General features: G+C 36.1%; 16 protein-coding genes, 1 tRNA gene and 1 pseudogene. 13 read left to right on the top strand and 5 right to left on the bottom strand.

Going from position 1 to position 19,782, the window contains the following annotated elements; all coding sequences use genetic code 11:
* The first annotated feature begins 68 nt into the window (after positions 1-68).
* The 9 genes and pseudogenes from SAGCYANO_RS38420 (at position 69) to SAGCYANO_RS51080 (ending at position 7,973) form a co-directional block, all read left to right on the top strand.
* Complete coding sequence (locus tag SAGCYANO_RS38420) at positions 69-1,049, top strand: glycosyltransferase family 2 protein (protein ID WP_202224835.1); 981 nt, start codon at positions 69-71, stop codon at positions 1,047-1,049.
* A gap of 20 nt (positions 1,050-1,069) precedes the next feature.
* Positions 1,070-1,471 carry a hypothetical protein gene (locus SAGCYANO_RS38415; protein ID WP_202224834.1) on the top strand — a complete coding sequence of 134 codons (402 nt, stop codon included), beginning with the start codon at positions 1,070-1,072 and terminating at the stop codon, positions 1,469-1,471.
* 40 nt (positions 1,472-1,511) lie between these two features.
* On the top strand, positions 1,512-2,342 hold the full coding sequence (locus SAGCYANO_RS38410) for a glycosyltransferase family 39 protein (RefSeq protein WP_202224833.1): 831 nt from the start codon (positions 1,512-1,514) through the stop codon (positions 2,340-2,342).
* Positions 2,343-2,545: 203 nt separating this feature from the next.
* Positions 2,546-3,100 carry a hypothetical protein gene (locus tag SAGCYANO_RS38405; protein WP_202224832.1) on the top strand — a complete coding sequence of 185 codons (555 nt, stop codon included), beginning with the start codon at positions 2,546-2,548 and terminating at the stop codon, positions 3,098-3,100.
* A 59-nt stretch (positions 3,101-3,159) separates the two neighbouring features.
* Complete coding sequence (locus tag SAGCYANO_RS38400; protein ID WP_202224831.1) at positions 3,160-3,579, top strand: hypothetical protein; 420 nt, start codon at positions 3,160-3,162, stop codon at positions 3,577-3,579.
* 217 nt (positions 3,580-3,796) lie between these two features.
* A complete protein-coding gene (locus SAGCYANO_RS38395; RefSeq protein WP_202224830.1) occupies positions 3,797-4,411 on the top strand; it encodes a hypothetical protein in 615 nt (204 codons plus the stop codon).
* Between the two features lie 24 nt (positions 4,412-4,435).
* Positions 4,436-6,031, top strand: a complete 1,596-nt coding sequence (locus SAGCYANO_RS38390; RefSeq protein WP_202224829.1) for a hypothetical protein — start codon at positions 4,436-4,438, stop codon at positions 6,029-6,031.
* A gap of 325 nt (positions 6,032-6,356) precedes the next feature.
* A pseudogene (locus SAGCYANO_RS38385) lies at positions 6,357-7,216 on the top strand (lysylphosphatidylglycerol synthase transmembrane domain-containing protein).
* 682 nt (positions 7,217-7,898) lie between these two features.
* Entirely contained in the window at positions 7,899-7,973 is a 75-nt protein-coding gene (locus tag SAGCYANO_RS51080; RefSeq protein WP_375340077.1) for a hypothetical protein, read from the top strand.
* On the opposite strand, the gene SAGCYANO_RS48565 is transcribed toward SAGCYANO_RS51080, so the two are convergent.
* The gene (locus tag SAGCYANO_RS48565; protein ID WP_255502867.1) at positions 7,963-8,088 is read right to left on the bottom strand and encodes a hypothetical protein; all 126 of its coding nucleotides are present in this window, start codon (positions 8,086-8,088) and stop codon (positions 7,963-7,965) included. The two genes, SAGCYANO_RS51080 and SAGCYANO_RS48565, sit on opposite strands and share 11 nt — an antisense overlap.
* Positions 8,089-8,220: 132 nt before the next feature.
* Between SAGCYANO_RS48565 and SAGCYANO_RS38375 the strand changes: the two genes are divergently transcribed.
* The 4 genes from SAGCYANO_RS38375 to SAGCYANO_RS38360 all read left to right on the top strand — a co-directional run bounded on the left by SAGCYANO_RS38375 (position 8,221) and on the right by SAGCYANO_RS38360 (position 12,150).
* The gene (locus SAGCYANO_RS38375; RefSeq protein WP_375340076.1) at positions 8,221-8,406 is read left to right on the top strand and encodes a M24 family metallopeptidase; all 186 of its coding nucleotides are present in this window, start codon (positions 8,221-8,223) and stop codon (positions 8,404-8,406) included.
* Positions 8,407-8,501: 95 nt separating this feature from the next.
* Positions 8,502-9,767, top strand: a complete 1,266-nt coding sequence (dxr, locus tag SAGCYANO_RS38370) for a 1-deoxy-D-xylulose-5-phosphate reductoisomerase (RefSeq protein WP_202224828.1) — start codon at positions 8,502-8,504, stop codon at positions 9,765-9,767.
* Between the two features lie 77 nt (positions 9,768-9,844).
* The gene (locus tag SAGCYANO_RS38365) at positions 9,845-10,165 is read left to right on the top strand and encodes a tetratricopeptide repeat protein (protein WP_202224827.1); all 321 of its coding nucleotides are present in this window, start codon (positions 9,845-9,847) and stop codon (positions 10,163-10,165) included.
* A 467-nt stretch (positions 10,166-10,632) separates the two neighbouring features.
* A complete protein-coding gene (locus tag SAGCYANO_RS38360; protein ID WP_202224826.1) occupies positions 10,633-12,150 on the top strand; it encodes a site-2 protease family protein in 1,518 nt (505 codons plus the stop codon).
* Between the two features lie 1,621 nt (positions 12,151-13,771).
* Here the strand turns inward: SAGCYANO_RS38360 and SAGCYANO_RS38355 are convergent.
* From SAGCYANO_RS38355 to glyQ, 4 genes are all read right to left on the bottom strand, one after another.
* Positions 13,772-13,856: transfer RNA gene (locus SAGCYANO_RS38355), tRNA-Ser, on the bottom strand.
* Positions 13,857-14,196: 340 nt separating this feature from the next.
* Positions 14,197-16,650, bottom strand: a complete 2,454-nt coding sequence (locus SAGCYANO_RS38350; protein ID WP_202224825.1) for a ComEC/Rec2 family competence protein — start codon at positions 16,648-16,650, stop codon at positions 14,197-14,199.
* 683 nt (positions 16,651-17,333) lie between these two features.
* Complete coding sequence (locus tag SAGCYANO_RS38345; RefSeq protein ID WP_202224824.1) at positions 17,334-17,810, bottom strand: DUF4079 domain-containing protein; 477 nt, start codon at positions 17,808-17,810, stop codon at positions 17,334-17,336.
* A 395-nt stretch (positions 17,811-18,205) separates the two neighbouring features.
* Positions 18,206-19,105: a glycine--tRNA ligase subunit alpha gene (gene glyQ / locus SAGCYANO_RS38340; protein WP_202224823.1), complete on the bottom strand. Its 900-nt coding sequence runs from the start codon at positions 19,103-19,105 to the stop codon at positions 18,206-18,208.
* Positions 19,106-19,782 lie beyond the last annotated feature (677 nt).

Genomic DNA, 19,782 nt, shown 5'->3' with positions numbered 1-19,782 from the left:
GATAACTGATAACTGAAATGACCTCGCACTCAAATTAAAGAACTTGAAAAAAAACAGCAAAAAGATTAATGACTAAACTAATTATACAAATCCCCTGTTATAACGAAGAAGCTACTTTAGGAATGACTCTGATTGAATTACCTCGACAACTTGCTGGTATAGATCAGATAGAATGGTTGATTATTAATGATGGTAGTATTGACAAAACCGTAGAAGTAGCTAAAGCGTCTGGAGTCGATCATATTGTTAATTTTGAATACAATCAAGGATTAGCAAAAGGTTTTATGGCAGGAATAGAAGCCTGTTTGGAACATGGAGCTGATATTATTGTCAATACGGATGCTGATAATCAATATTGTGCAGCAGATATACCTAAACTAATTGAACCAATTTTAGATGGAAGAGCAGAAATAGTAATTGGTGCTAGAGCAATTCAAGAGATTAAACATTTTTCACCAATGAAGAAATTTTTACAAAAAATAGGTAGTTTAGTTGTCCGTATTGCTAGTAAAACAAATATTGCTGATGCTCCTAGTGGTTTCCGTGCTATTAGTCGTAATGCAGCACTACAATTAAATGTTTTTAATGAATATACTTACACACTAGAAACTATTATCCAAGCTGGGCAAAAAGGAATGACAATTATTTCTGTTCCAATTAGAACTAATGGTTATTTACGACCATCTAGATTAGTTAAAAGTATTCCAGCTTATATCCAAAGATCGATTTTTACAATCGTTCGGATTTTTATGACTTATCAGCCTCTAAAGTTTTTCACAATTTTAGGGACTATTCCCTTTAGTTTTGGTTTCCTTTTATGTGTACGTTGGTTAATTCTATACTTGAGTGGAACTACGAGGTCTCATGTCCCTAGTTTAGTCTTAGCTGCAATTTTAATTTTAATAGGATTTCAGCTATTTATTTTTGGTCTAATTGCTGATTTGATGTCAGTTAATCGTAAGCTTTTAGAAGATATTCAGTTAAAATTACGTCGTAATTTTTTGGATAATTCATTAGAAAATAACCCTAAAAGTTCTAATTTTGATTAGCTTTTACTGGTAAAAAATAGATGAATTTTTCAAAAATATTTATCTTTATCTCTTATGGGTTTAATACCCTACCGTCAACGGGGGTGCTTAAAATTGTATGGGAATTATCACCTCAAACAATTTTCCCTTCTGCCTTCTTCCTTCTTCCTTCTTCCTTCTTGAATATTGAAATATTAAAAATGATCGTTCTTCCTATCTTATCCTTCGTTTTAATTTTTGCTCAATTATTGACTCAAAAAAATGATTGGGGTGATAGTTTCTTTAAAGCAATTGTTTTATGGGGAATAATTTTAACAATAATAACTGAATTACTTAGTTTATTTGGTTTATTTCAGTATTTTTGGGTAATAGCAGCTTGGCTATTAATAAATTGTTTATATGTATTTTTATTAACAAAATCTTCCTTAAAAACATATAAATAATCTCAAAACATGGAGCAAAAGTTTACTGGGATTATCACCAATGTTAATACTTTTGCTCACCTGTATAACAATTATTGTGTTCTTAATTGGTATAAATGCAATAATTGCTGCACCCAATCACTCCGATTCAATGGAGTATCATTTACCTCGTATATATTATTGGATTCAAAATCATACTGTCGCTCATTATCCTACCTATAATTTATTTCATCTCTATCAAAATCCTTGGTCAGAATTTGCCATGGCTCACTTTCAAATTCTCAACAAAAGCGATCGCTTTGTGAATATGATTCAGTGGTGTAGCATGGTAATGAGTGTCTTAGGTGTTTCTATTCTGGCCAAGCAGTTAGGTGGTAATATTCGCGCTCAAATTCTGGCTAGTGTTTTTGCTGTAACTATTCCTATGGGAATTCTACAAGCTTCTGGTACTAATAACGATCTTGTAGTTACTTTTTGGTTAATTTGTTTTGTTTATTTTACATTTACAACCCTGGAAAACGGTATATCTAAAAGTAATATTCTGTTTTTAGGGTTTAGTTTAGGTTTAGCTATTTTAACAAAAGGTACGGCTTATATTTATGCTTTCCCATTTTGTATTTGGTTATTGTTGTGGGGGATTAAGAATTTAAAGTGGCAAGCTATTAAACCTATAGTTATTATTTTATTAATAGTATTAGCCATTAATTTAGGACATTATTTAAGGAATTATGCTCTTTTTGACTCGGTATTAGGATTGGCGGCGACGGGAGAAAAAAATAAAGAGTTCGGTGTATTGATTTCTATTTCAGGAATATTAAAAAATTTATCATTGCATGCTGATATTGTCAGGAATCTACAATTAGAAAAATCATTTCTCCTACTACGGGTTTAACTAATAAACTATTAGAAATTATTCACGGATTCTTAGGAATAGACTTAAACGATCCAGCTTTAATTAGCCCTAAGGCCAGAAAATTTTATGTTCCTGGCTTATCTACTTATGAAGATACTGCTGGTAATCCTTTGCATTTATTGTTAATAATAGGGTCTCTGTTTGTATTAACTTTGAATAAAAAAATATGGACAAATAAACTTTTGATTAAATATGGGATAGTTCTAGTTTTAGGTTTTGTTTTATTCGCAAGTCTGATAACATGGTCTCCTTATCGTTGTCGATTACATTTACCTCTATTTATATTATTTTCTCCTTTTGTAGCTCTTGTATTTTCTAAATCTTTACCGAAACAAGTAAGCTATTTATTGGCGATACTTGTTTTATTTCTTTCTTACAAATGGGTTCTATTTAATTCAGTCAGACCATTAATTGGGGAGAACAATATTTTTCAAAGCTCAAGAATAGAACAGTATTTTAACACTCAACGAAAATATCAAAAATTTTATTTAGATGAAGTTGTGAGAGTAGAATCAAATCAATGCAAAAATATAGGGTTGACTTTTCAAAATTCTTCTTTTGAGTATCCTTTATTAGTTTTATTAAATGAAAATTACTCTAAACAAATTCAACATATAAATGTGGAAAATGAATCTCAAATATTAGTCAAGAAAGATTCTAACTCTAATTTTCAAAACTTAAGTAATGATTGTATTATCAATATAGATAGAAATCAATTAAAAAGTAAAGACAATTAATAATGAAAATTATCTACAGAAAGTTATTATTTTATTCATAATTTGAAGGTGATAGTTCAATGAAAGCTTATTCTCGTTTTTTAAAGATATTTGGTGTAGTTGTTCTTTCTCAATTAACAGTCGTATTTACTATCAATCTATTAGTAGATCCTTATAAAATTTATCGGATTATCAACATTGAGTATTTTAACCAAGAAAAACCTTTGATTGAAAAACAAGGAATGCGTAAAGTTAAGAGTATTGATATTGAACAAGGTAACTATGAAATTCTCTTATTAGGAACATCAAGGGTACAGAATGGATTAAATCCTCGTTCTCAAGTTTTTGGTTCTAAGAAAGCATACAATGCAGGATTACCTTCAGCAGGAATCTATGAACTTCACCAAATTATAGATTTTGCTCGAACCAGAAAAAACTCCCGCTTGAAAACGGTGATATTAGGGTTAGATTTTTCTCTTTTAATAAAAAATAACTGTTAGTGGTGACTTTAATGAATCAAGATTCGCTAATAAAAATGTTTTTATTAGCAGTATTCCTGACTTACTTTCTCTGGAAACTTTACAATCATCTATTGATACTCTAAAATTTAATTATAGAGGAAATAAAGCTAATTATTACGACGATCTAGGTACAAGAAATAGGGAATTACCAAATCTCAAGCATCGAGAATTATTTAGGCGAATCTTATCTCAAAACATGATTTATCAATCATTATATGCTGGTTTTGAATTAAGTGATGAAAGATTAAAAGATTTTAATAATTTAATTGAGTATTGCTATAAACATAATATTGAATTATATCTATTTATATCTCCTGTTCATGCAAAACAGCTAGAAACAATTCGGTTGATGGGATTAAATCCTCAATTTGAGGACTGGAAGGGAGACTTAGTTAGAATTATTGCTGAACAGTCAAGAAAAAATCAGGATAAACCACCAATTAATTTATGGGATTTCAGTGGCTATAATACTATAACCATGGAAACTGTTCCGCCTCTGGATAGTGAAAATCAAATGGAATATTTTATAGAGTCATCTCATTATAAGAAAATAGTTGGTGAAAAGATTTTGGTGAAAATTTTAAATTTACCCAAAAGTGATGAATATGAATATCCTCAAGATTTTGGTGTTTTAATTAATCAAGATAATATTGAGACTCATTTATCTAAAATCCGCAATGATTCAAAAATTTATCAGAAAAATTTTCCAGAAGAAATTGCCGGGATAGAACAATTAATTAAAAAAACAGAAGAAAAGCGTTTATCTAATCTTAAGAGATTTAATAATCAAGTTAAAAATATAGAACTATAAACAAATTTAAAGCCAGAAAAATTTATGAATCGTAACTTATTTGCTCAAGAGGCGATCGCTCAAATACCTAAAATATTAACTTTAATGGATCGAAATGTTCATAGCTACAACTATGGCTGTTTTGATCGCAATTTTTGGCAGTATAAAATTATAGATTTTCCCAGTGGAATGAGCCAAGAATTTGTTTTTCCTCTCGCTTTAGCTTATAAAACCAACATTCCTGAAAATCATTTTTATGGTCAAGAAATTATTAGAGATTGGGTAGAAGCGGGAATTTTATTTGCTGCTAAAAGCGCTCATAAAGATGGTTCTTGTGATGATTATTTTCCTTTTGAAAGAGCAGGAGGAGCAGCAGCATTTTCTTTATTAGCTTGTATTGAAAGTTATAAGTTAATGGAATTAGATAATCCAAATGCTTTACATTTTTTTGAAAAAAGAGCTAATTGGTTAGCACATCATCAAGAAAGTGGCAGACTGACAAATCATCAAGCATTAATTGTTTTATGCTTAGAGTTACTTTCTGATTTATTAAAAACTGATAAATGGAATCAAAGTAAACAAGAGCGTTTAGAACAAGTTTTATCATGGCAAAACCATGAAGGTTGGTTTCAAGAGTATGAGGGATGCGACCCTGGTTATCATACTTTAACTATCTCTTGTTTAGCATGGATTTATGAACTTAATCCTAATATCGATCTAAAAGGAGCTTTAGCGAAATCTGTGGCTCTTGCTAGTCATTTTGTTCATCCAGATGGCTCTTATGGTGGAGAATATACCAGTCGTAATACTTATAATTTCTTTCCCTATGGCTTTGAATTAGTGGGCAAATGGATGCCAGAAGCATTGAATATTAACGATCGCTTTTTAAAAGGTTTAGAAAAAGGATTAAATCCTTGTTATGCGGACGATCATATAGTGGGACATCATACTTGGAATTATCTCTTAGCTTGGCGTGATTTTGTTGAAGTTAGACCTAATTTATCCCCTCGCCCTCAGGGAAGATTTCATTTAAAAGAAGGAGGTATTTTAATAGATAGGAGGGAAAATACTGAACTTTATCTTGCTCTTAATAAAGGAGGAGTATTCAAACTATTTCGTGACAATAAATTAATTGTTTCTGATACTCAATTTTCTCTTTTAATCCAAGACAAAAATAAAGTCAAAAATGCAGTAGCTCATTTAGTGAGTTCTCGTTACAAAATTGAACTAGGGGAAAATGAAATTATTATTCAAGGTTCTTTAGGTTGGGCAAAACAAAAACAAATGACTAGCTTTAATTTAATTGTTTTAAGAATAGTTATGTTTACATTAGGACGTTTTTTCCCAAATTTAATCCGTAAAATTCTGCAAAAAATACTGATTACTGGTAAGAAAAATGCTCCTTTTGCATTCTATCGTTCTTTACAATGGAATAATGGTAATTGGGTTGTTTACGATCAATTAACAGCAGAATCATGGGATTCCGTTATTGCAGGGGGAATAGGTTGCGATCAAACTTCTATATATGTAGTTATGAGTCGAACTTTTCAAGAAGGACAACTACAACGTTGGTTCGATCTTACTCCACAAATAAAACAACTTGAACCCAAGCAAAATTTAACATTAGAAAGAAAATTATAATTCAAGAATTTAGAATTTAGAATGCGCGAATTTAGAATGCGCGAATTTAGAATTACCTCTTCTGATGAATAAGAGGATTGGATCAAAGGATTTTTTTCTTCTCTTGGTCGATTGGAGTACAGCGAGGAGACCCGCTCTTATCAGAATCGCTTTTCCTTACGGAATGCTATCGCAAACGCGTTCCGCCATCCCTCGACCGCTTTTTTCTCCATGAATGGAGAGGCTTTATACCTGAATTTTTCGGTAACTAAATAGCAATAATTAATCATTTAATAAATCCAATGAAAAATATATTTCTATTGCCGTAAGCGTTGCTATTCTATTAATTATTTACTCTAAAATTGACCTACAAAATTTGGCAAAAGTTTTTGCGAATTGTGATGGTTTAATCATGTTTTTATCCTTAGCCATGGTAATTCCCATTACTTTATTTACCTCATGGCGATTACAACAATTAATGCCTAAAGGCAGCGGTTTAGATTTTCTGGAAGCAAATCGTTTGATTTTAGGTGCTAGTGTTTTGAATATGGTTTTACCTTCAAAAATGGGTGATATTGCTAAGGCTTATTTTATGAAAGATAGAGGACATTTAAGTGGTACTCTATCTCTCTCTTTAGTAGTCTTTGAAAAAGCCTGCGATCTGTTATCACTACTTTTATGGTGTGTATTTGGCTTAATAGTTTATCCTGAAAAAAATTCTCTTTTCTTGTTGATGACTATAGGAGTAGGAGCAGGTTTAATATTAGGTTTAATTCTCTTAGGCTCAAGAAAAATTGCTATAGTTTTTTTGACATTGGGATTAATATTTTACCTAAAAAAATAGGAAAAAAATTACAGAATTTAAAAGAATCATGGTTGCAAATGCATGATTATTTCTGGGAGGATAAAAGACAATTAATTAAAGTTGCTACTACTTCTATTTTTATTTGGTTTCTACATTTATTTCAAATCTGGTTATTCATTTTAGCTCTAAAAGCAGATGTTCCTTTCTTGACTAATTTAGCTTTATCTCCTCTGGCAATTTTAGCTGGTTTATTGCCACTTACTTTTGCTGGAGTAGGTACTCGTGATGCTGCTTTGATTTTATTTTATCAACCTTATTTTGGAGAAGCTACAGGAGCAGCTTTAGGTTTATTATGCACTTCTCGTTATTTTCTTCCTGCGATTATTGGTTTACCCTTTTAAGGAGAAATGATGGCAACAGTTAAACAAATGAACAAAAATGAACAGTTTTAAGTTTTTTGCTCTGGAGTCTTTTGTTTGCTGTGAAATATATTGATATTGAGAACCTTCCACCAATAGCTATTCAAGATGCAGGGATAATTTTACACCCGATGCGTCTTGTTAAAAGTGCTACGGAATTAGAATAAATGCAGAAAGCTGCTGATATTGCTGTTGATGATCATAATCATGGGATGAAGTTTGCTGAAGTGGGGCAGTTTGAATATCAAATTCAAGCCAAAATGGAGTATATCAGAACTTACGCATGAGGTATGAAAAACTAGGATTTGAGATTGCTTTCCGTTCCGGACTGCTCCGCAAACCCTATAGGTCGCAATGACGAAAATATGTTGTAATGCGTAATATCATGTCCGGTTGAACAGTTATAAATAAATAACGACGGAGTCCTCAGGAGTCAACCCACCCCTAACCCCGACCGTGGAGGGGAAGTCAGGAGTCAGGAGGTAAGAAAGAAGAAGGAAGAAGTAAGAAGAATAACTGGAGTTGAAAGAGAAAGTTTTTTTATCACTAATTATCCGGACATGATATAAGTCCTATATATATTTTCTCGTCATGGAGTTACTCTTGCTTATCTTTCTATTGTTGCTTCTGGTGCTAACTTCATTACATAGAAAATAATCAGCAAATGCAAGATAATGATTTGTTATTAATTGATGCTGGAGCTGCTTACAATTATTATAATTCTGATATTACTGAATAATATCATGTCCGTTGGTATAGTCCCGTGTAAAAGTTGGGGAAATATCTACCGCCATATAAGTAAAATTTTTCCTTCTCTGAAAGCTTCTTCCTTCTTCCTTACCTTCTCTATACAAGACCGATGCTACCGGACATGATATAATTAAGATAAAAATCCTCTCCTTTAAAAGAGAAACAAGAAAAATTTCACGCTCTGCGTCAATCCTCTCCTTGAAAAGAAGAGGTAATTGTTAATAATTAATTATTAATTGTTGAATCTAACTTTTCCCATAAGTGGAAAATTTATACCAGAACAAAAGGTTATTTATCAGTTAGTTTTAAAGGCACAGTTAGCAGCAATAGAACAGGTAAAACCAGGAAATCCTTATAAGCAAATTCACGATACAGTTTCGATTCCTTGGAGATGTCAAATGGGTTCTATATTCAAAATCTGAATAACTAAAATCTATTGCCCAGGCAACCTTGTTCTTAACACAAAATCACCAATGAATCGTATAGTGGAATTGTGGACAAATTTCTCAAAAAAATTATGAAAGCAATTACAATCTTGGGATCTACAGGTTCCATTGGTACTCAAACCTTAGATATTGTTACTCAAAACCCAGACAAATTTCGAGTTATTGGGTTAGCTGCTGGACGCAACGTCGAAATGTTAGCCCAACAAGTACGGCAGTTCTCCCCTGAAATTGTTGCTATTAACGATGAATCCCAATTTACAGAGTTAAAAGAGGCCATTGCTGACCTGACACCTCAACCCATATTACTTGCAGGCCAAGATGGTGTCATTGAAGTTGCTAGATATGGTAACTCAGAAGCTGTAGTCACAGGTATTGTCGGTTGTGCTGGTTTATTACCTACTATCGCCGCTATTAAGGCCAGAAAAGATATTGCTTTGGCAAATAAAGAAACACTTATCGCCGCAGGCCCAGTTGTCAATCCCTTAATTGAGGAATATGGAGTAAAATTGTTGCCTGCTGACTCAGAACATTCAGCAATTTTTCAATGTCTTCAAGGTGTACCTAAAAAGGGTTTACGCAGAATTATTTTAACTGCTTCTGGTGGTGCTTTTCGAGACTGGCCAATTGAGAGATTATCAAGTGTAAAAGTGGCAGATGCTATTAAACATCCTAACTGGTCAATGGGTCGGAAAATTACGGTTGATTCTGCCACAATGATGAATAAAGGTTTGGAAGTTATTGAAGCTCATTATTTGTTTGGATTGGATTATGACAATATTGATATAGTTATTCATCCTCAGAGCATAATTCACTCTTTAATTGAGTTACAAGATACTTCTGTTTTAGCTCAGTTGGGTTGGCCAGATATGCGTTTGCCTCTACTTTATTCTTTATCTTGGCCCGAAAGAATTTATACTGATTGGAAACAATTAGATTTAGTTAAAGCTGGTAGTTTGACTTTTAAGGAACCTGATAATTTGAAATACCCTTGTATTCAATTGGCTTATGCTGCAGGTCGTATAGGTGGTTCGATGTCGGCGGCTTTGAATGCGGCAAATGAACAAGCTGTGGCATTATTTTTAGAAGAAAAAATTCCTTTTTTGGATATTCCTAAGTTGATTGAATATGTCTGTGAAAAGCATAAGTCAGATTATCAGAAAAATCCAACTCTAGATGATATTTTAGCTACAGATAAATGGGCAAGAAAAGAGGCTGTTGCTGGAAGCTTGATAGTAGCTAATTCTCTCAAAAATGTATTAGTTAATATTGAAGAAAAGACAGAAAAAATAGAAAATTCAAAGGAAAAAAAACTGAATTTGAAGAAACTACAGAAATAAAAAATAACAATGAAAAGCTAGGATTCAATTATTTTTATCAAAAGGGATTAAAAGAATACGAGCAACAAAATTATCAATTGGCTTTGACAGAATTCGACCGCGCAATAGATATAGATAAACGTCACTCAGATGCTTATATTTATAGAGGTGATGTTAAAGAAAAATTAGAAGATTATCAAGGAGCAATTGATGACTATAATCAGGCAATTAAATTAGATGCAACTCATCCAAAAGCTTATTACCGACGGGGAAATGTATTGCGAAAAGTAGGGGATAATTGGGGGGCGATCGCTGATTATAATCAAGCAATTAGACTCAATCCAAATTATACATCTGCTAAACATCGCAGTTATGTTCATGTTGATACAGGAACTACAGAAACATTCATACAAGAGTGATAAGAATTTAGAATTTAGAATTTAGAATTTAGAATTACCTCTTCTTATAAATTAAGAGGATGGGTTCATTAATTGATAATGGATAATGAATAATTACGTCTTTAACAATTGATAATGGATAGTGGAGCATGAAAACTATTGAATTGATAATTATTAATAATTAATAATTAATTATTAATTATTAATTATTAATTATAAAGAGAGGCTTTATACCTGAATTTTTGGGTAACAAATTAATCGGGTCAAAAGATTTTTTTCTAACAATACTTAGTTAGGTTGAAATTAAACCTTAATTAATAAAATACTGTTTAAATAACTACTGTAATTAGAATTTTTTGATTAAATTCCTGAAAAATTAAGTATGAAAAACAAATAACTTTAATCATAAAACTCCTTCCTTTGTTCGCAAAAATATCATAGAAAACCTACTTCATTCCATCTTGGATTTTTGAATTGCACATACAATTATGTATAACATATCTGAAAACATAACCACAGTAATAGTAGCTTTAATAACTCTAGGAATTCTCGGTTGGGGATACAACAGAGCAAGACCTTATGGTAGAGTAGGCATTCTAGCCTGGTTACAATCAGTAGTATTAATGGCACCTTGGCTACTATTTTTTGCTCTATTTGCTGCCGGAATTTATCTTAACTTAGTATTTGTCCTATTTTTGCTCGTAGCTTGTGCAGGATTATATATATACTTGGGACGACAGCTACGAACAATAGCAGCTAAAGATGCAGAAAATCAACCCAATATCAAAACTATAGGTGACTCCTCACAACTATCTAGCAATCAAGAAGAAGCTCAACCAACCCAGGATAAAATAGCAAACGCTGAACCACAAAAAGAACAAACTCCAGAATTTCTCCCTATTCCTAGTGAAGACCTCCAGAAAATTAAAGATATTTTTGGTATCGATACTTTCTTCACCACTGAAACTATTCCTTATCAAGAAGGAGCTATTTTCAAAGGTAATTTACGGGGAGATATAGAAAAAGTCCATACTAAGTTATCAGTCAGTTTAAAAGAAAAACTGGGCGATCGCTACCGACTATTTCTACTAGAAAGTCCTGAAGGTAAACCAGTAGTCATCATTTTACCAAGCAAAAATGACCCTCAACCTGCTACTACATCCCAAAAAATTCTGGCAGTTGTGCTGGCGATCGCTACTATTGCCACCAGTTTAGAAGCAGGTGGTTTATTATTAGGGTTTGACTTTTTTAACGAACCTGCACGGTATCCAGAAGCATTACCCATTGCACTTGGTTTATGTGCAGTTTTAGGTATTCACGAATTCGGCCATCAAGTCTTGGCAAAACGTCACAATGTTCGCTTTAGTTGGCCATTTTTTCTCCCAGCTTGGCAAATTGGCAGTTTTGGGTCTGTTAACCGTTTCGAGTCAGCGATACCGAATAGGAAAGTGCTGTTTGATGTAGCTTTTGCCGGACCTGCTGCTGGAGGAATACTTTCTTTGGCAATGCTATTGGTGGGTTTGTTGCTTTCCCACGAAGGTAGTATGTTTCAGATGCCATCGGAATTTTTCAGAGCTTCTGTTTTAGTGGCAACTTTAGCACGGGTGATTTTAGGTTCGGCGGTAAATCAAAATCTAGTAGATGTTCACCCACTAGCAATTATCGGTTGGCTGGGTTTGGTAATTACAGCGCTAAATCTTATGCCTGCGGGTCAGTTGGATGGCGGTAGAATTATTCAGGCAATTTATGCTCGGAAAGTAGCAGGTAGAGCAACATTTTTCACTTTTGTGGTTTTAGTTATTGCTTCTCTGGTTAATCCTTTAGCATTATATTGGGCGATTATTATTTTGGTATTGCAGCGAAATTTGGAACGCCCTTGTTTAAATGAATTAATCGAACCTGACGATCTACGAGCTACTTTATGTTTGTTAGCTTTGTTTGTGGCGATCGCTACTTTATTTCCTTTAACTCCTGCTTTAGCTAGTCAGTTGGGTATAGGTGGTTAATTAAAAGTCAGAAGTCAGAAGTCAAAAGTCAGAAGTTAAAAGTCAGAAGTTAAAAGTTAAACACAGGAAGGAGTCGGCATTCCCATGGCTCCAAAACTTCCCCAGGTTCCGACCGCTTTCGACTAGCCTCCTCCAGAGGAGCTAAAGCTAACGTCGTCGCGGGGTCGCATCCGAATTTATAGACATTTAGTATTTTTGCCTGGGATTAAGTTTTTGAGTTACGAGTCGGGAGTCGAATAGAGGTCATTTCAGTTATCAGTTATCAGTACCTCTACTTTTAAGATTAAAATCAGATTTTTCCCGATGGCTCTATACTTCCTTACTTAGGGTTTGCTGATTAATTATAAAAGTCTTGATATATAAAGGTTTGAGCATTTTTAGGGTCTGATTGCAGTGCGCCTGTTTCAGTTAAAAACGCTCAAAAAGCTAGTATTCTGGGCTGACTATGGCAGAAAAATCACTCTTACAATTGTTACTCCTACCTCCTCGCTCCCGACCCATTTCTCCTGACTCGGTCCTCCTGACTCGGTTCTCCTCCCCCTGCTACAAGACTTTTTCAGCAAACCCTACTTAGTGGAAAATTACCAACATTTTCATTTTATGAGACTCCTGAAAAATCGCGCGTCAAAGGAATTTCGGTTGCATCCTTACAATTTTTGTGATATATTATCAACTATAAGGGTTCGCTCGGCTATACGCATGACTTTTTATTCAACTAAAGTTCAAAACTAAGAGACAATCAAAATATTCAGGAATTTTTTCCAGGAGCAATACCAGAAATATTTTCATTGTGCGAAGCTTTCAAAAAGATTTGTTTTTCCCCGACCGAATCTTTCCATCCATACCTCTTCAGTGGAAAATTACCAACATTTTCATTTTATGAGACTCCTGAAAAATCGCGCGCCAAAGGAATTTTGGTTGCATCCTCAAAATTTTTGTGATATATTATCAACTATAAGGGTTCGCTCGGCTATACGCATGACTTTTTATTCAACTAAAAATAGTATAGTGAGGGCGATCGCGAATGTTGTAGAAAGGAAAATCAATGTAAAAGATACGCTTAGGGGTTCTATAAATGTCTGAGGCTTATTTGTCTAGCGCTATAGCTTTTAACAAAAATAGGGATAACTCCTACATTTTCCTACAGATAAAGAGTGTGGAGACCCACCCCTACTGCTCCCAGGAGGGGAATATCAAGAAAGATTTGTTCAACAATGAATAATGAATAATGAATAATGAATAATGAATAATGAATAATTACCTCTCCTTGAAAAGAAGAGGATTGACTAAAAAGGATAATTTTTTCTTCTCTTGGTCTCATGGATATGGCTCCGAGACCCGCTCTTATCAGAGCCGCTCCGAATTGCGCCATCCCTCGACCGCTTTTTTCTCCTTTAAAGGAGAGGCTTTAAACCTTAATTATTCGGTAATGGCGCTCGTGAAGAGAACATTTTTTGGTAGTCCTGCATACTAATGGTATACAAGGAAGAAGGGAAGCTTGGCACAGGAGCAAGATGTTCCCACTGCCGTACCTCCTAACAAAAATAATGCAATGCACCAGCACGCATTTTTTTATACCGAATAAACGGATGTGATATCAAGCCCATAAATTCAACTAAAACGGAGAGGGTGGGATTCGAACCCACGGAAAGTCACCCTTCAACGAATTTCGAGTTCGCCGCATTCGACCACTCTGCCACCTCTCCATAAAAAGTCAAAAGTCAAAATTTAAAAGTCAAAAATGATAATTAAATTTCGATCTTCAGAAAATACACATTTTTATAGTATATAGCAAATCTGAATTGATTTGTAAAAAATCCCGAATCCATAGCACTACGCAAATAGAGCGCGGACATTTCTCCACTCCCCCACTCCCCTACTCCTGTACGGGCGAATGCCATTCACCCCTACGACTTCGGTATCCGTGTATCCGTGCCATAATCCGTGTGAGCCACTCCCCTACTCCCCTACTCCCCTACTCCCCTACTCCCCCACTCCCTCACTCCCCACTCCCCTACTCCCTACTCCCTACTCCCTACTCCCTTCTCAAAATAAAGAACTGTCAACCTTATCCGATTCTAAAGTAGTTTGAAAGCCCGTAGCAGGAGTCCATTGAATTGCACCATCACGACCAGTCCAAAATAGAAGAATATTATTTTTCTGACAAAGTTCCACCATATCTGGATGGACAGAATTAGACGAAGCGATCGCTACTTTTGGCCGAATAATATTCAACAACTCTGGATTTAACTTATTCCCAGACCACCAAAGCACCTGAGTCTGGGGAAAACTTCTTGCCGCTAGTAACCGACTCTGTTCGGGCAATTTCACCTCTCCCAATAATAACCATTTTTGGCCATGCATCATAAATTCTACGATTGGGGTCTCAGAATTAATTAACTTCATCTGTATCGAACCCAATTCAACAGTTTGATTATTTACTAGAGTAAAGTAATCAGCCCGACTAGCTCCCACAGCATCTAGAACAGGTTGATTGTTAGTTTGATAATTCTTTTCATCATCAGCTTCCACATCATAAAATATCTTCACTCTCAAAGTATTCAAAATATCTGACCAACCACGACTCAAACCTTTTTGAGAATGAAGGGCAATAGACCAATTAATTCTATTAATACCTTGCTGGCGTAAAAATGGTAAAACCATAAACCTGGCCGTATTTTCATCTCCAGAGTTAATCAAAGTTACTTTCCGTCCATCCTGAATCACAAACACTGGTTCCTCAGATGAATCAAGAATCGTAGCTTGAAACACAGAAGCTCGAGTATACCAAAGAGGAATAATAATGATGGCGATCGCTAAAATCACACCCCACTGCCAAAACTTTAGAGAAAACTTTTTCTTTTTTCTCTGATTCGCTTCTGACCGTCTATTTCTCCACAACCAAATACCAAAAATCAACCCATAAAGCACAACCAATTGATAAATTGATATAGCACCCACCGCCACTTGATTTCCTGGCAACGCGCTAAAAAAATTTACGATCCCTATTAAAACCCTGACTGGAAAAAACAATATTCCAGCAATAAGACTACCTACATAAGGAGAAATCAAAGCCACAATGGCGCTGATAAAACCACCCAGTGTAATCACCGCAACCAAAGGTGCAGTAATAATATTCACAAAAATAGTATAGGGAGATACAACATGAAAAACATACAGTAACAGAGGAAGAGTCCAAATAGAAGCAGCGATCGGAATAGCAACTAGAGATGCAATACCAGAGGGCAACCAATCCAACTGTTTCATTAATGGTGGCGCTGTTACCAACAACCCGAAAGTTGCCAAGAAACTCAACTGAAATCCTAAATCCCAAACCCATAAAGGATTGATTAATAGTAGAAAAGTTGCAGCCACAGTTAAAGAAGCTAATGGTTTAACTTGACGTTGGGAAACGATGGCAATCAAAGCAGCTAACCCCATGAGTGCTGCTCGTAATACTGAAGGCGAAACACCTGCTAAACCAACATAAATAATTAAAGTTAGGATGCCAAAGCTAAATCTTGCTCCTGGAGGCAAGCTTTTAGTCAAAGTCAGCACCACACCTAAAATTAAGGAAATATGAAAACCTGATGCTGCTAATACATGAGCCAACCCTACTTTGACAAACTTGTCTCGTAATTGATAAGACAAATCTACAGCTCTACGTCCTAATACCATTGCACTCACAAGGGGACCATCTGGTACGCCCAAAGAACTTACATGAGAGCGAATAATTCGTTGTCGTATCCGACTTAATCCCCAAATATTAGTCCTTTCTTGGTTAGTGATGGTGAGTTTATAACCTGCAATCCCAGCAAAAGCACCTTGTCTAGCTAAGTAGGCACGAAAATCAAACCCTCCGGGATTAGTTGCTGGTGATGGTTTGTATAAAGATCCAGTAATTGCTACCGCCTCACCAGGATAGACACCTGTTGCTTGTAATAGAGGAACTGTGACATAAAGTTTACCCGTAACATCTTGGTGTACATTAGCCGAACCATCAGTACCTACGATTTCACTAACTTGAGCGACATTTAGCCACAGTTGGGCTTTTTCTGAGCGAGTCTTGCGGGGTAGAGAAAGCACTTTTCCACGAACAGTAACTACTTGTTGTTGGGAGTCACCATCAACGGGAATTATTTTACTAATGTCATCTGTTGATGGTTGGGGTACTCGGGCTAAAAAATAAAAACTAGCAAGAAAAGCGACCGCTCCTGCAGTTATCCACAACCAATTTGAATTTAGCAGAGATTTTCTCGTTCTTTTTGAGATTAAATCTGGAAGCTGACCATTTCTGAGTAAGTCTTCAGTATTAATTTTTTGCTGAGAAGTGGCTATGATTTTAGTCGATCTTCGTAAGTTTTGTCGGTATCCTTGTTGTACGATAATTGCTAAGACTAAGCCCACAGTTAGCATACCATATATACCCCAAGGAACAATGGTAGATACTAGCCCCAATATGTAAGCTAGGCTAATGACGATCGCTACAGCTTGATTCATATTTTATTGAAGAAGGAAGAAGGAAGAAGAAAGAAGGAAGAAGAAAAGGTTTTGCTGAATAAAGCTATTAAATCTAACAGGACTTACGCACGGACACTAAATCGAGTGAGGACGCAATTCGGAGCTTGGCGTTAGCCAATATTCGCCCCTACATATTCAGTTACAGCGCAATTCACTGTAAATAGACTACAAAATTATTTTAGGTTAGCCAGGTAGGGACGTTGCATGCAACGTCCTTACATTGCGGTTAATTAATCAGAACTTACGCAAATCAACCTTGAAAACGCCATTTGTAGAGGCGCCATTCGGAGCTTGGCAGAACGCAAATGGCATTCGCCCTCACTGGATTTAGTGTCTGTGCGTAAGTCCTGTTAATGTTACTTGATATTACCGCAGAATTAATAATTAAATAATTAAATAATTAAATAGTTCAGGTTTAAAGCCTCCCTTTCAAGGGAAAAAAGCGGTCGAGGGATGGCGAGGAAACCTGCGCCATATCCAATCGACCAAGAGAATAAATTTTTTCCTTTTACTCAATCCTATCCGTTTTAGGGAGAGGTAATTATCAATTATCCATTATCAATTATCAATTATTGAAGCACTTCAAGGTATTTCCGTCATTGCGACCCATAGGGAAGCAATCTCAAGTCCTAGTTTTTTGTACCTCATGGGTAAGTCCTAATTTAGATAGCTAAACCAAGTCTTAGACCTAACACTGCATGAACAAACATGATACACAGTGCGATGCTACCAAGGTAAGCATGAGTAGTACGCAATACAGCTTGATTTCCACCAAATTTTGTCAGGGAGATCAAACCATTTGCTGCCAGTAACGCCAATACTGCCGAACCCGTCCAAAAATGAGGACTTTCAAATATTTGCTGTTCCTGCATCACTAGAGATAATATTCCACCCGTATAACCTAATGCCATAAATAAAAACATAAATGGTGCCATCTTACGATGATTAGAAGCACTTTCAACAGCTATAGCTTCATCAGTAATTACTCTTCTACGCCATCCAGTTAAACCCACAAAGCTACCCATAACAAATACAACGATCGCCATCATCAATGGATGTCCCCAATGTACAATTGGTTCTGGCGTACCGAAATTGCGGAAGATGTCAGCTATTGGTTCTAAATATTCTCTGATTTCCATTTCTTTCTCTGGTAGTAGTTTTTGCTTTCTCGTTCAAAGTTTAAGTTTATCAAAATAAAGCGCTGTGCGCAGGCAACAGGCAATAGGCAATAGGAGGGAAAAAAATGCCAATAATATAATAAGATTTTAGCGATTTGACACCTCCTGCAATTTGCAAATATACCAGCGTACACTGCTATAATTGGGTCGCACAACCCCGCCTTTTCAGACTAAATGATTTTGGAGGCTTGCTCAAATCCCCCACTTCCCCTCCCCTCCTGGGAGGGGTTAGGGAGTGGGTTGGGAGGGTTAGGGGTGGGTTTACTTCTGACTTCCCCTCCTGGGAGGGGCTAGGGTGGGTTTACTTCTGACTTCCCCTCCTGGGAGGGCTAGGGGTGGGTTTACTTCTGACTTCATTAAGCTGCTGCTTTAGCCTGACCTTCTGAGTTAGGTTTTAGCAATGGAAAGTTAAGACTTTCCCGTTGTTGTAAATAAAGTTGACCGACTTGGCGTGCTAAATTACGAATTCTGCCAATGTAACGAGTACGTTCGGTGACAGAAATTACCCCTCTAGCATCAAGTAAATTAAAACTATGAGAACATTTGAGAACGTAATCAAGACTTGGTAAGACTAACCCTTGTTTTGTTAATTGTTCGGCTTCTTTTTCATAGAGACCAAAGAGCGTAAATAAAAACTCAGGATTAGATGCCTCAAAATTATAGGTACATTGTTCAATTTCTCCTTGAAGATAAACGTCTCCATAAGTTACCTTATCAGTCCAAGCTATTTTTGTAATCGCATCTACTTCTTGGAGATACATGGCAAGACGTTCTAAACCATAAGTAATTTCGATGCACACTGGTCGGCAATCTATACTACCACATTGTTGAAAGTAGGTAAACTGCGTAATTTCCATACCATCAAGCCAAACCTCCCAACCTACTCCCCAAGCTCCTAGAGTAGGAGCTTCCCAGTTGTCTTCTACAAAACGAATATCGTGGTCTTCAGGGCGAATACCCAGAGCGCGGAGGGAGTCTAGATAAACATCCTGAATGTTATTAGGAGAAGGTTTGATCAGGACTTGATATTGGTAGTAGTGTTGGAAGCGGTTGGGGTTTTCCCCGTAACGCCCATCAGTAGGACGACGACAGGGTTCGACATAAGCAACTGACCAAGGTTCAGGACCGATCGCCCGCAGAAATGTGTGGGGGTTCATTGTACCTGCTCCTTTTTCAGTATCATAAGGTAGAGCGATGAGACAGCCGCGATCGCTCCAGAACTGATTTAAGGTGGCTATGACTGATTGGAAATTCACAGACTTTTCTTTATACTTTGAGTTTATTTGAAATCAGAGATTTTTCAACATCTTGGAAGAAAACACTTTTGTGATTTTCCCAATTTCCACCTTTTTTAACATAGAATAATTACCTTGTCAACTTCAATTATTCTCTGTTCCCTGTTCCTTACGCAAAGAGCTATAAAAGTAACTAGCTATTAGCTTTTAGCTTGTAGGGTCGATTTCCTAAGGTCATGCTCCGCAAACGCGTTTACGTTTGCGTAGCATCCCGTAGGGAAGTATTCCGTAGGAAATCGCCCCTACTTGGGTAAAACATCCCCGGTTTCTATAAACCGAAAGGTGCGCGGAGGGGTAACATTCCCCTTCTATAGAACCCCTGAGTGGATCTATTTAAAAATATAGGGAGAGTGTGGGGAGTGTGGGGACCCACCCCTAACCCCTCCCTGGAGGGGAATGTGGGGACTGTGGGGACCCACCCTAACCTCCCTGGAGGGGAATGTGGGGACTGTGAGGAGATGGAAGCAAATTTCAACTTGCTAGGGTTGCCTGCAGATGCGACTCCGCGACGACGTTAGTCGCATCTGCAGGCCTCCTCTATTCTCGTTCCTGAATTTCGGTCTTCACTCCTCAGTCGTCGGGTCGGACTTCTGCGAAAAGCACATACCGCCTATAAAGATACGATCGGGGATTCTATA

It is taken from the genome of Okeania sp. KiyG1, assembly GCF_014132355.1.
In the GTDB taxonomy this organism is placed as follows: domain Bacteria; phylum Cyanobacteriota; class Cyanobacteriia; order Cyanobacteriales; family Microcoleaceae; genus Okeania.
This window is presented reverse-complemented; position numbering and strand designations above follow the sequence as displayed.

Bases quoted from the DNA above. Each gene is read 5' to 3' on its own strand.
- SAGCYANO_RS38420 (WP_202224835.1), top strand. From the start codon at position 69: ATGACTAAACTAATTATACAAATCCCCTGTTATAACGAAGAAGCTACT.
- SAGCYANO_RS38415 (WP_202224834.1), top strand. From the start codon at position 1,070: ATGAATTTTTCAAAAATATTTATCTTTATCTCTTATGGGTTTAATACC.
- SAGCYANO_RS38410 (WP_202224833.1), top strand. From the start codon at position 1,512: ATGTTAATACTTTTGCTCACCTGTATAACAATTATTGTGTTCTTAATT.
- SAGCYANO_RS38400 (WP_202224831.1), top strand. From the start codon at position 3,160: ATGAAAGCTTATTCTCGTTTTTTAAAGATATTTGGTGTAGTTGTTCTT.
- SAGCYANO_RS38395 (WP_202224830.1), top strand. From the start codon at position 3,797: ATGATTTATCAATCATTATATGCTGGTTTTGAATTAAGTGATGAAAGA.
- SAGCYANO_RS38390 (WP_202224829.1), top strand. From the start codon at position 4,436: ATGAATCGTAACTTATTTGCTCAAGAGGCGATCGCTCAAATACCTAAA.
- dxr (WP_202224828.1), top strand. From the start codon at position 8,502: ATGAAAGCAATTACAATCTTGGGATCTACAGGTTCCATTGGTACTCAA.
- SAGCYANO_RS38360 (WP_202224826.1), top strand. From the start codon at position 10,633: ATGTATAACATATCTGAAAACATAACCACAGTAATAGTAGCTTTAATA.
- SAGCYANO_RS38350 (WP_202224825.1), bottom strand. From the start codon at position 16,650: ATGAATCAAGCTGTAGCGATCGTCATTAGCCTAGCTTACATATTGGGG.
- SAGCYANO_RS38345 (WP_202224824.1), bottom strand. From the start codon at position 17,810: ATGGAAATCAGAGAATATTTAGAACCAATAGCTGACATCTTCCGCAAT.